The organism is Streptomyces sp. NPDC043738 (genome assembly GCF_056436545.1).
Genome location: NZ_JBWKCJ010000059.1, coordinates 1 through 11729, shown reverse-complemented (window position 1 = coordinate 11729; position 11729 = coordinate 1). Strand labels below are relative to the sequence as shown.

Sequence of the window (11729 nt, the reverse complement as noted above, 5' to 3'; positions counted from 1 at the left end):
CCCCCCCCCCCCCCCCCCCCCCCCCCCCCCCCCCCCCCCCCCCCCCCCCCCCCCCCCCCCCCCCCCCCCCCCCCCCCCCCCCCCCCCCACCGCCGATCCCCTCCGGGCAGGCCGGCCCATGCCGTCCGGCGGTACGCTGGCCACGCCGCACCCACCCCGAAGGAGCACCCTCCATGCCGGTCGAAGCCAGCTTGATCGAGATCCTCGCCTGCCCGGCGTGCCACGCCGCGCTGGAGGACCGGACCGAGGCGGACCCCGCGGAGCTGATCTGCACCTCCGGGGACTGCGGCCTCGCCTACCCCGTCCGGGACGGCATCCCCGTACTCCTCGTCGACGAAGCCCGCCGCCCCGCCTGACCGGGCACGCCGGGCCCGCCCCGGCACCGCCCGGCGTAATCCCCGCCCGCACCGGCGATCGGAGGCCGCGCCCACCATGCTCGACGAGTCACTCCTCGACACCCCCGACGCACTGGCCGGCGCCGACCGGTTCGGTCTGCTGCGCGGCGTCGCCGAATCCGGCGCCCGGGTCCGCACCGCCGCCCGCGGCGCCGCCGAATCCGGCATCCCGGAACTGTCGCCCGACGGGCGGCCGCGCGCCGTCCTCGTCGCCGGCCCCGGCCCGGCCGCCGCCGGTGTCGCCGACCTCCTGCGCGCCCTCAGCGGCGGCAGCAGCCCGGTCAGCCTCATCCAGCCCACCGGCGTCGCCCCGCTGCCCGGAGCGCTGCGCTGGACGCTGCCCGGCTGGGCCGGCCCCCTAGACCTGCTGCTGCTCGCCGGGCCCGACGCCGCCGACCCCGGCCTCGCCGAACTGGTCGAACAGGCCTACCGCCGCGGCTGCTCCGTCGTCGCCGTCACCCCCGCCGGCGGCCCGCTCTACGACGCCGTCATCCAGGCCCGCGGCCTCGCCGTCCCGCTCGCGACCACCCCCTACGACGCCGAATTCGACGTCGAGGGCGCACCCCCGGCCGCCCCCGGCACCCTCTGGTCGGTGCTGATCCCGCTGCTCGCGCTCGCCGACCGGATCGGCCTGCTCAGCGCCCCACCGGACGCCCTGGGCAAACTCGCCGACCGCCTCGACCAGATCGCCGAACGCTGCGGCCCGGCCATCCCGACCTACACCAACCCCGCCAAGGCGCTGGCCGCCGACCTCGCCGACGCGCTCCCGCTGATCTGGACCGAGGGCACCATCGCCGGCGCCGTCGGCCGGCACTTCGCCACCGAACTGGCCGGGCTCGCCGGCCGCCCCGCCCTCGCCGCCGAACTCCCCGAGGCGCTCACCACCCACCGCACCCTGCTGGCCGGCGCGCTGGCCGCCGGCGCCGACCCCGACGACTTCTTCCGCGACCGGGTCGAGCAGCCCGCGGCGATGCACGCCAGGGTCGTACTGCTGCGCGAGGAAGAGCCCGGACCGCTCTCCGCCACCCGCGCCGCGCACTCCCTCGCCGAGGAGCGCGACACCGCCGTCAGCGAGCTGCAACCGGACGACGGCAGCGATCTGGAGAAGGCCGCGGAACTCCTCGCCATCGCAGATTTCGGTGCCGTTTACCTGGCGCTCGCCGGCACCGAGTGACCTTTGACGGCCGGCCGCGCAGCCGCCGCGGCCGAACAGCCCGTCCACCACGTACGACCCATCCGGTCACGTACGACCCGTAAGGAAGCAACAGCCCCATGGACCGCCTCGCCAACACCGTGCGCCCCTACGCCTGGGGCTCCACCACCGCCATACCGGAGCTCCTCGGCACCGCGCCGACCGGCGAACCCCAGGCCGAGCTGTGGATGGGCGCCCACCCCGGCGCCCCCTCCCGCATCGACCGCGGCGCCGGCCCCGTCTCACTGGCCGAGGTGATCGACGCCGCCCCCGAGACCGAACTGGGCCCCGACAGCGTCCGCGCCTTCGGCCCCCGGCTGCCCTTCCTGCTCAAGGTCCTCGCGGCCGGCGCGCCGCTCTCCCTCCAGGTCCACCCCGACCTGGCGCAGGCCGAGGAGGGCTTCGCCGACGAGGAGCGGCGCGGCGTCCCGATCGACGCCGGCCACCGCAACTACAAGGACGCCAACCACAAGCCCGAGCTGATCTGCGCACTCACCCCCTTCGACGGGCTGTGCGGCTTCCGCCACCCCGCGCGGACCGCCGACCTCCTCGAAGCCCTGGACGTCGACGACCTCAAGCCGTACGTCGACATCCTGCGCGCCAGCCCGGAGGAGGACGCGCTGCGCGAGGTCCTCACCGCCGTCCTGAGCGCCGAGCACCACGCGATCGCCCGGACCGTCGAGCGCGCCGCCCTCGCCGCCGAACAGCTCGCCGCCAAGGGCGGCGAGCACGCCGACGCCTACGCCGCCTACGCCGGCCTCGCCCACCACTTCCCCGGCGACCCCGGCGTCCTCGCCGCCATGCTGCTCCACCACGTCCGGCTCCAGCCCGGCGAGGCGCTGTTCCTCGGCGCCGGCATCCCGCACGCCTACCTCAGCGGCCTCGGCGTCGAGCTGATGGCCAACTCCGACAACGTGCTGCGCTGCGGCCTGACCCCCAAGCACGTCGACGTACCCGAACTGCTGCGGGTGGTCCGCTTCGAGGCCGGCGACCCGGGCGTACTGCGCCCCGAGGCGGTCGACGGGGAGGAGACCTACGAGACCCCCGTCGACGAGTTCCGGCTCTCCCGCTTCGTCCTGGCCCCCGGCGCCGCACCGCGCCCGCTGCACTCCCGCACGCCGCAGATCCTGCTCTGCACGGCGGGCACGGTCCACCTGCACGGCGCCACCGGGGACACCGGCGCCGAGCTGGCCCTGGCACCCGGCGAGTCCGCGTTCGTACCGGCCGATGAGCAGCTCACGCTCTCCGGGCAGGGCACCCTCTTCCGCGCGACGGTCGTGGCGTAGGGGCGTAGCCGCGCGGGGCACGGGCAGGGAGGGGCGAGCAGCACGATCCGTCCGGCAGGTGGCCTCGTGGCGGCCGCCTGCCGCCGGGCTGCAACAATGACCGCCGCACGGTAATTAAAGGGGCGGTAAAGCGGCGAGCCCCGTGGACGGAAGGGACATGCGGCACCTATGAGCGCATCAGGCGGGACAAAGGCGATCGTTGCGGCGCTGGGCGCCAACCTGGCGATCGCCGCAGCGAAGTTCGTGGCCTTCGCCTTCAGCGGCTCGTCCTCGATGCTGGCGGAAGGCGTGCACTCCGTCGCGGACTCCGGCAACCAAGGGCTGCTGCTGCTCGGCGGCAAGAAGGCCAAGCGCGCGGCGACCGCCGAGCACCCCTTCGGCTACGGCCGCGAGCGCTACATCTACGGCTTCCTGGTCTCCATCGTCCTGTTCACCATCGGCGGCGTCTTCGCCCTCTACGAGGGCTACGAGAAGATCCACGAGCCGCACGAGCTGGACAACTGGTTCTGGCCGGTCGGCGTACTCGTCTTCGCGATCATCGCCGAGGGCTTCTCCTTCCGTACGGCCATCAAGGAGTCCAACGAGCTGCGCGGCAAGCAGACCTGGGCCCAGTTCGTCCGCCGCGCCAAGGCCCCCGAACTGCCGGTCGTCCTGCTGGAGGACTTCGGCGCACTGGTCGGCCTGGTCCTCGCGCTGGGCGGCGTCGGCCTCACCCTGGCCACCGGCAACGGCGTCTGGGACGGCATCGGCACCATGTGCATCGGCGCGCTGCTGGTGCTGATCGCCCTGGTCCTGGCCGCCGAGACCAAGTCGCTGCTGCTCGGCGAGGCGGCCGGCCCCGAGCAGGTCGCCAAGATCCGCGAGGCCGTCGTCGACGGCGAGGTCGTCACCCGCGTCATCCACATGCGCACGCTCCACCTCGGCCCCGAGGAGCTGCTGGTCGCCGCCAAGATCGCGGTACGCAACGACGACACCGCCGCCCAGGTCGCCCAGGCCATCGACGCGGCCGAGGCCCGCATCCGCGCGGCCGTCCCGATCGCCCGGGTCATCTACCTGGAACCGGACATCTACGACGAGACCGCGGCCGCCGCGACCCCCGCCGACCCGGCGAAGACCCCCGCCGGCGACTGACCACCGCCCGGTCCGGCCACAGGCCACGGCGAAGGCCCCTGCACTCCCCAGGAGCGCGGGGGCCTTCGCCGTGCCGGGCGGCCCCCGGCCGTGGGCCCGCGCCGCCTGGGGCCTGTCCGATGGGTCAGGGCCGGACACGCCCTAGTGGATCTCCCCCAGGACCGCCAGGATCGCCGCCTCGTCCTGTGCGCCCTGCAACCGGGACCGGAAGTCGCCGTCCATCAGCTTCCGCGACAGCAGCGCCAGGATGCGCAGGTGCTCGTCGCCGGCCGCCTCCTGAGGCACCGCGATCATGAAGACCAGCCTTGCGGGCGTCCCGTCCAGCGAACCCCACTCGATGCCCTCCGCCGAGCGCGCGAAGCCGACGACCGGAGCGGTCACCGCGTCCGTCTTGGCGTGCGGGACGGCGATCTCCTCACCGAGCCCGGTGGTGCCCTGCGCCTCCCGCGCCAGCGCCACCCGGACCAGCTCGTCCACGTCCGCCACCCTGCCGGTGCCGGCCGCCAGCTCGGCCATCTCGCGGATCGCGGCCTCCTTCTCGCCGGCCACGAGCTGCCGCTTGACGGTCCGCTCGGTCAGATAGCCGGACAGGACCTCGCTGCGGGCCGCGCCGCCGTCGTCGCCGGCGCCCTCGTCCGCCACGGCCGTACGAGGCTGCGCACTCACGGCCGCGCCGGACTCCGTCGCCACCCCGGGCCCGGCCCCCACTCCGGCACCGACCCCGGCAACCACCGGCTCCACCACCGGAGCGGCGGCAGCGGCGCCACCGGCCTCCACCGCCCCGGCCTTCCTCCGCTCCGCGACATCCACCAGCGCCACCGTCGCCAGCGCCGTCACCACGGTCCCGATCACCACGGCGAGGAAGAACGTCGGCACCCCGCCGACCGCACCCAGCACCGCCACGATCGGTCCGCCGTGCGGCACCGCGTCCGTCACCCCGGCCATCCCCGCGACCGCACCGGCCACCGCGCCACCGAGCATGTTCGCCGGAATGACCTGCGCGGGCCGCGCCGCGGCGAACGGGATCGCGCCCTCGGAGATCCCGAACATCCCCATGAACAGCGCCGCCATGCCCGTTTCCCGCTCCTGCTCGGAGTACAGGCGCCGGCGGATCAGCGTGGCCAGCCCCTGCCCCAGAGGCATGACCGGGATCGCCGCGGCACACATGCCCATCACCGTCTGGTTGCCGGACGCGATCAGCCCCGCGCCGAACAGGAACGCGGTCTTGTTGACCGGACCGCCCATGTCGAAGGCGATCATCAGCCCGAGGATCGCGCCGAGCAGGATCGCGCTCGACCCGGTCATCCCGCCCAGCCAGCTGGTGAGGTGCGTGAACACCCAGGAGACGGGCTTACCGATGACGTAGACGAAGAACAGCCCGAGCGTCGTCGTCGCCACGATCGGGATCACGATGATCGGCATGATCGGCTGGACGAACCTGGGGACCTTGAGCTTCTTGATCCACTGCACCAGATAGCCGGCCAGGAAGCCGGTGACGATCGCGCCGATGAACCCCGCGCCCGCCTTGGAGTCGTACAGCGCACCCGTATTGGCGATCCAGCCGCCGATCATGCCCGGCACCAGCGCCGGCCGGTCGCCGATCGCATAGGCGATATAGCCGGACAGGATCGGCACCATCAGCGTGAAGCCGATGACCCCCACGTCGTTGACGTGCTTCCAGAACGAACCGTCGGGGATCACCAGCCCGCCGTCGGCCTGCGGATGCCCGCCCAGCGCGAGGGAGATCGCGATCAGCAGACCGCCGACCACCACGAACGGGATCATGTAGCTGACCCCGTTCATCAGCGCCTTGTAGGCGACGCTGCGCTCCTTGCCGCCCCCCGTCGCCGCGGCCGCCCCGGATCCGCCGGGCCCCTCGCCCCCGTGGACCGGCGCGCTCCGCACCCGCTCGATCAGCCGCTCGGGGTGGTGAATCCCCTCGGCCACGCCGACCGCCAGCACCCTCTTGCCGACGAACCGGCTCCGGTCGACGTCCTTGTCCGCGGCGATGATGATCCCGTCGGCATCCCTGACATCGTTGTCAGACAGTACGTTCTCAGCCCCGATGGAACCCTGCGTCTCCACCTTGATCTCGTGGCCGAGCGACTCGGCGGCCCGGGTCAGCTTCTCCGCGGCCATATACGTGTGGGCGATGCCGGTCGGGCAGGCGGTCACTGCGAGCAGCTTCAGCCCCCGCCCGCCCCGCCCCGCACCCTGGGGCGCCTCGGCTGAACTGGTCGTCACGTGGTTCTCCTTACGCACATGCGCGCCGTCGTACAGACGTTCCGGTGTTCGCGCGCTCCAGGCATCCTGCATGACGTCCCGGCCCGGGCAAACCCCCCTGACAACCCGGCCTGCGGCCACCCGGACCCCTCCGCCGCCGCCTCCCGCTCCGCCGCCACGCGCCCGTCCCGACACCCCTCCGTGGCCGGGACCGCACCGAATCGGCCCATCCGGGCTGGGGTTCACTGGGCCGATCGGTGTAGATTCGTGACCAGTGCCAGACGTCGCTGCTGATGGCGGTCGGTCGGCCCGCCCCGCGGACCGGCCGAGGGAGAGAGGGCCTCCGACGGACTGCGCTGCGGCCAGGGGAGAGGTGTGTCCGCTTCCGCGTACGCTCTTCCCCCAGCTCAAGCTGGGCCCCGGCCCGCGCCGCAGACTGCCAGCCCATCCACCTCGACGCTCGAGGAGCAGCCCGCATGACGACAGCAGCCACCGGCCAGGACTTCAAGGTCGCCGACCTTTCCCTCGCCGCCTTCGGCCGCAAGGAGATCACCCTCGCCGAGCACGAGATGCCCGGCCTGATGGCGATCCGCAAGGAGTACGCCGCCGCCCAGCCGCTGGCCGGCGCCCGCATCACCGGCTCCCTGCACATGACCGTGCAGACCGCCGTCCTGATCGAGACCCTGGCCGCCCTCGGCGCCGAGGTCCGCTGGGCGTCCTGCAACATCTTCTCCACCCAGGACCACGCCGCGGCCGCCATCGCCGTTGGCCCCGACGGCACGCCGGACAGCCCCAAGGGCATCCCGGTCTTCGCCTGGAAGGGCGAGACCCTCGACGAGTACTGGTGGTGCACGGAGCAGGCGCTGACCTGGCCGAACTCGCCCACCGGCGGCCCGAACATGATCCTCGACGACGGCGGCGACGCCACCCTCCTGGTCCACAAGGGCGTCGAGTACGAGAAGGCCGGCAAGGTCCCCGCCGTCGAGACCGCCGAGAGCGACGAGCACCGCGCCATCCTGGAGCTGCTCACCCGCACCCTCGCCGAGGCCCCGCAGAAGTGGACGAACCTGGCCTCCGAGATCCGCGGTGTCACCGAGGAGACCACCACCGGCGTGCACCGTCTCTACGAGATGCACCGCGACGGCGACCTCCTCTTCCCGGCGATCAACGTGAACGACGCCGTCACCAAGTCGAAGTTCGACAACAAGTACGGCTGCCGCCACTCGCTGATCGACGGCATCAACCGCGCCACCGACGTCCTGATCGGCGGCAAGACCGCCGTGGTCTGCGGCTACGGCGACGTCGGCAAGGGCTGCGCGGAGTCCCTGCGCGGCCAGGGCGCCCGCGTCATCGTCACCGAGATCGACCCGATCTGCGCCCTGCAGGCCGCGATGGACGGCTACCAGGTCACCACCCTGGACGAGGTCCTCGAGACCGCCGACATCTTCATCACCACCACCGGCAACAAGGACATCATCCTCGCCTCCGACATGGCGCGGATGAAGCACCAGGCGATCGTCGGCAACATCGGCCACTTCGACAACGAGATCGACATGGCCGGGCTCGCCAAGCTCCCCGGCATCGTCAAGGACGAGGTCAAGCCCCAGGTCCACACCTGGACCCACCCGGACGGCAAGGTCCTGATCGTCCTGTCCGAGGGCCGCCTGCTGAACCTGGGCAACGCCACCGGGCACCCGTCCTTCGTGATGTCCAACTCCTTCGCGGACCAGACGCTGGCCCAGATCGAGCTGTTCACCAAGCCGGAGGAGTACCCGACCGACGTCTACGTGCTCCCCAAGCACCTCGACGAGAAGGTCGCCCGTCTCCACCTCGACGCCCTGGGCGTCAAGCTGACCGAGCTCCGTCCGGAGCAGGCCGCCTACATCGGCGTCCAGGTCGAGGGCCCGTACAAGCCCGACCACTACCGCTACTGAGCCCGGGCGTGCTCACGGCTGATCAGCGCCCCTGATCGCCCGGCGCACTCCCACAGCAATCGGTAACCCCAGGCCCTCGCCACTCACGGCGGGGGCCTGGCCCGTAAGAACCCCGCACCCGCCCGCCCCCCCCCACCTGCCGGCCACCCCAACCGCCGGCCGCCGCTCGAAGGACTGCACCCCCATGCCCCGCGGCCACTACTCCCTCCACGACCCGCACGACCACACCCCCCTCGGTGAAGAGCACTTCCACTGCGCCACCGGCCCCTCCGGCTGGCGCTACGTCTCGCAGATCATCAACCCCTCGGGCGACCACGTCGGCTCCGTCGACCTCACCCTCGACGACCTCGGCCGACCCATCCGCCTGGAGCTCCATGCCTCCGCCTGGCAGGTCCGCGGCGCCGCCCTGGACGGCGTCACCTGGGTACGCACCGACCCGACCGGCGAACACGCCACCGAAGGCAACGTTCCCGCCCACGCCTTCACCGGCGCGTCCCCCGCGTTCCTCATCGCCACCGCCCGGCTGCTGCGCCCCACCCTCGGCGGCGGCGCCATCCGCACCCGCCTCGTCGCCTTCACACCCCCCGTCCTCGCCCCCCGCACCCTCGACCAGTCCTGGGCCCTGCTCGCCAGCACACCACACGCCACTGACAACGCCCCCCTCATCGCCGACGAATACCAGGTCAACGACCTCGAAACCGGCGAGCAGCACACCGTCCACATCACCGGCGACGTAGTCCTGTCGGCGCCCGGCATCGAACTCGAATCCCTCGAATCGCCGCCGTCGACGTTCACCTGACCGCTGACCGCTGACCGCTGACCGCTGACCGCTGACCGCTGACCGCTGACCGCTGACCGCCCGGCCCCGCGCCGCACCACCGCCCGCACCCGGCTGCCGGCAATCGTCCGACGCCACGTCCGCGGCGGCCGCCGACCTCACACCGGCGGAGCGAACCCCGTACGCGGCGGCCGCCCACCCGCGTCGCCGATCCCCGGGCCACCACCGCTCTCGCCGACCGGCGGTCCCGCAACCCCCGCCCCACCCGCGGCCGGCACCGTCCCCCCGGCTCCGACTGCCTCGGCTCCGCCTCCACCGGGCAACGCCCAAGCCCCACCCGGCACCGGCACCCCGTCCCCGCTCGCCACCACCGCAGGTCCGGACGCCCCCGCCTCCTCGGCAACCCCCGCCGACGCACCGGCAATCGCCGACGCACCGGGCACCGACGGCGCACCGGCAACCGACGGCGCGCCGATCCAGCCCCCCGCAGCCTCATGCCCGGGAGCGGCCGCACCGGCCCCCGCCGACGCCCCGAACGTCCGCCGCGCCTCCCGCGCCTGCCGCTCCGCGACCACCGCTCCCAGATACGCCGCCGGGTGTATCCCCGCCGGCCCCGGCACCCCGGTGAACCCCCGCAGGTCCTCCGCCAGCCGCCCCGCCATCGCCGCACCGACCTGCGGATCCAGCTGCCCCATCCGCGTCAGGTACTGCCGTACGGTCAGCCACCATCCATCGGGCACCCGCGACAGATCCAGCGCTCCGAGCTCCGCCGCCAGCCAGGGAGGCGGAGGCGGCAGCGCACTCCCCACCTGAGCCGCGGGCATCCGCTCCCGGATCACCAGCGTCCCGGCGAACACATCCCCCATTCGACGCCCCCGCGCCGAGACCAACGAGGCGATGGCCGCCACCACCCCCAACGTCAGCACGATCTCGATGGCCCCCAGGGCGCCCCGCACCAGCGCATGCCGGAACCGGATCGGCCCGCCGTCCGCCCGCACCACCCGCAGTCCGCACATGACCTTCCCCAGCGAACGGCCATGGCTCAGCGTCTCGACCGCGATCGGTATCCCGACCTGCACCAGCACGAACGTCGCCACCGACACCGCCGCCATCGCCGCGCTGTCCATCGACGACGTCGCGCTCACCAGCAGCATCGACACCGCGATGTAGATGCTCCAGGCCATGGCCACGTCCACCGCCACCGCCAGCCCCCGGCTCGGCAGCCTGGCCGGCCGCAGCCCCAGCACCACCGCTTCACCCGTCACGAGCTCACTCACGCCGTGCCCCACTCCTTCTCGATCCCCGAAATTCCGCCCACCCCGCAGCCGGACACGGTCAGTCTGCCAAGCTGACCCGGCACCCACCCACGGCGCTGCGAGGAGCGACCCCCTATGGACCTCGATGTCTTCATCACGGCACACCGAGCCGAATGGGACCGCCTCGAAGCACTCCTGCACCGCAAACGCCGCCTCACAGGCGCCGAGGCCGACGAACTGGTGGTCCTCTACCAGCGCACCACCACGCACCTCTCCCTCCTCCTGTCCAGCGCCCCCGACCCGGCGCTGACCAGCCGCCTCACCTCGCTCGTGGCCCGCGCCCGCAGCACGGTCACCGGCGCCCGCAAGGCCTCCTGGCGCGATGCCGCCCGCTTCTTCACCACCGCTTTCCCCGCCGCGGTCTACCGCCTGCGGCACTGGTGGATCCCCACCGCGATCCTCTCCACCGTGGTCGCCGCCCTCATCGGCTGGTGGATAGCCGCCCACCCCGAGGTCCAGGCGGCCATCGGCGCCCCGGAGGAACTCCGCGCCATGACCCGCCCCGGCGGCCAGTACGAGACGTACTACTCCAGCCACCCCGCCGCGTCCTTCGCCGCCCAGGTATGGACGAACAACGCCCAGGCCGTAGCCCTGTGCCTGGTCCTCGGCGCCTTCCTAGGCCTCCCCGTCCTGTGGATCCTCCTCCAGAACATGCTCAACCTGGGCGTCGGCATCGGCCTGATGTCCTCGGCCGGCCGCCTCGACACCTTCCTCGGCCTGATCCTCCCGCACGGCCTCCTCGAACTGACCGCCGTCTTCATCGCCGCCGGCATCGGCCTCCGCCTGGGCTGGACCGTCATCGACCCCGGGCCGCGCACCCGGCGTACGGCCCTGGCGGAGGAGGGCCGCGCCGCCCTCGGAGTCGCCATCGGTCTCGCCGCGGTCCTCTTCATATCCGGCGCCCTCGAAGGCTTCATCACCCCTTCCGGCCTGCCCACCTGGGCTCGCATCGGCATCGGCGCCACCGTCGAGCTGGCATTCCTCCTGTACGTCTACGTGCTGGGCGGCCGCGCCGTACGAGCCGGAGCGACCGGCGACCTCGACGCCACCGACCGCGACGCCACCCTCCCGACTGCCGCCTGATGTGCGTCGGGCCCCGCTGACCTGCTAATCTCCTCCTCGCCCCAGAAACCCGTTGACACGGGTAGCAGGGGGAGGTAGATTCGAACGGTTGCAACGAACTGGACAAGTTCATCCGCGACGGTTAGTCTCTTCTCCGCTTCGGCCGGAATTTCAATTCGGCGAAGCGCAACCGACCACTTACCGGAAGCCCCGGTCGATTTAATTCGACCGCAGCACTTCTGATAAAGTCGGAAAGACCGAAAAGCGAAAGCCGAACGGTCGACCCCGCTCCAACAGGGAGCCAGAGACGGAAACGAATCTGGTAAGGTTGGAAACGCGAAGAAGCCGAAAGGCGGAAACGCACCGGCGAAAATCGGAGCCGCAAGGATCTGATAGAGTCGGAAACGCAAGA

Annotated in this window: 9 protein-coding genes; 7 read left to right on the top strand and 2 right to left on the bottom strand. The window is 72.6% G+C overall.

Annotation, left to right across the window (positions count from 1 at the left end; translation table 11 throughout):
- Positions 1-173 precede the first annotated feature (173 nt).
- The 4 genes from AC0680_RS37615 (at position 174) to AC0680_RS37600 (ending at position 4004) form a co-directional block, all read left to right on the top strand.
- Positions 174-356 (top strand): Trm112 family protein, encoded by a 183-nt coding sequence (locus AC0680_RS37615; protein ID WP_478637537.1) that lies wholly within the window; start codon positions 174-176, stop codon positions 354-356.
- Between the two features lie 76 nt (positions 357-432).
- Positions 433-1569, top strand: a complete 1137-nt coding sequence (locus AC0680_RS37610) for an SIS domain-containing protein (RefSeq protein WP_478637536.1) — start codon at positions 433-435, stop codon at positions 1567-1569.
- 98 nt (positions 1570-1667) lie between these two features.
- Positions 1668-2873 carry a mannose-6-phosphate isomerase, class I gene (gene manA, locus AC0680_RS37605; protein WP_478637535.1) on the top strand — a complete coding sequence of 402 codons (1206 nt, stop codon included), beginning with the start codon at positions 1668-1670 and terminating at the stop codon, positions 2871-2873.
- Positions 2874-3041: 168 nt separating this feature from the next.
- Positions 3042-4004: a cation diffusion facilitator family transporter gene (locus AC0680_RS37600; RefSeq protein ID WP_478637534.1), complete on the top strand. Its 963-nt coding sequence runs from the start codon at positions 3042-3044 to the stop codon at positions 4002-4004.
- Positions 4005-4145: 141 nt separating this feature from the next.
- On the opposite strand, the gene AC0680_RS37595 is transcribed toward AC0680_RS37600, so the two are convergent.
- Positions 4146-6179 (bottom strand): fructose-specific PTS transporter subunit EIIC, encoded by a 2034-nt coding sequence (locus AC0680_RS37595; RefSeq protein WP_478637538.1) that lies wholly within the window; start codon positions 6177-6179, stop codon positions 4146-4148.
- A gap of 524 nt (positions 6180-6703) precedes the next feature.
- Here AC0680_RS37595 and ahcY point away from each other — a divergent pair.
- Positions 6704-8161, top strand: coding sequence for an adenosylhomocysteinase (ahcY, locus tag AC0680_RS37590; RefSeq protein ID WP_468984134.1), 1458 nt, complete (start codon positions 6704-6706; stop codon positions 8159-8161).
- A 184-nt stretch (positions 8162-8345) separates the two neighbouring features.
- Positions 8346-8960 carry a hypothetical protein gene (locus AC0680_RS37585; protein WP_384433025.1) on the top strand — a complete coding sequence of 205 codons (615 nt, stop codon included), beginning with the start codon at positions 8346-8348 and terminating at the stop codon, positions 8958-8960.
- A 137-nt stretch (positions 8961-9097) separates the two neighbouring features.
- Here the strand turns inward: AC0680_RS37585 and AC0680_RS37580 are convergent, their stop codons facing one another.
- Positions 9098-10216, bottom strand: coding sequence for an RDD family protein (locus tag AC0680_RS37580; RefSeq protein WP_478637533.1), 1119 nt, complete (start codon positions 10214-10216; stop codon positions 9098-9100).
- A gap of 114 nt (positions 10217-10330) precedes the next feature.
- Here AC0680_RS37580 and AC0680_RS37575 point away from each other — a divergent pair, with 114 nt between their 5' ends.
- Positions 10331-11338 carry a stage II sporulation protein M gene (locus AC0680_RS37575; protein WP_478637532.1) on the top strand — a complete coding sequence of 336 codons (1008 nt, stop codon included), beginning with the start codon at positions 10331-10333 and terminating at the stop codon, positions 11336-11338.
- Positions 11339-11729 lie beyond the last annotated feature (391 nt).

Coding starts and splice junctions, on each gene's coding strand:
- AC0680_RS37600 (WP_478637534.1), top strand. CDS start 3,042: ATGAGCGCATCAGGCGGGACAAAGGCGATCGTTGCGGCGCTGGGCGCC.
- manA (WP_478637535.1), top strand. CDS start 1,668: ATGGACCGCCTCGCCAACACCGTGCGCCCCTACGCCTGGGGCTCCACC.
- AC0680_RS37585 (WP_384433025.1), top strand. CDS start 8,346: ATGCCCCGCGGCCACTACTCCCTCCACGACCCGCACGACCACACCCCC.
- ahcY (WP_468984134.1), top strand. CDS start 6,704: ATGACGACAGCAGCCACCGGCCAGGACTTCAAGGTCGCCGACCTTTCC.
- AC0680_RS37615 (WP_478637537.1), top strand. CDS start 174: ATGCCGGTCGAAGCCAGCTTGATCGAGATCCTCGCCTGCCCGGCGTGC.
- AC0680_RS37610 (WP_478637536.1), top strand. CDS start 433: ATGCTCGACGAGTCACTCCTCGACACCCCCGACGCACTGGCCGGCGCC.
- AC0680_RS37575 (WP_478637532.1), top strand. CDS start 10,331: ATGGACCTCGATGTCTTCATCACGGCACACCGAGCCGAATGGGACCGC.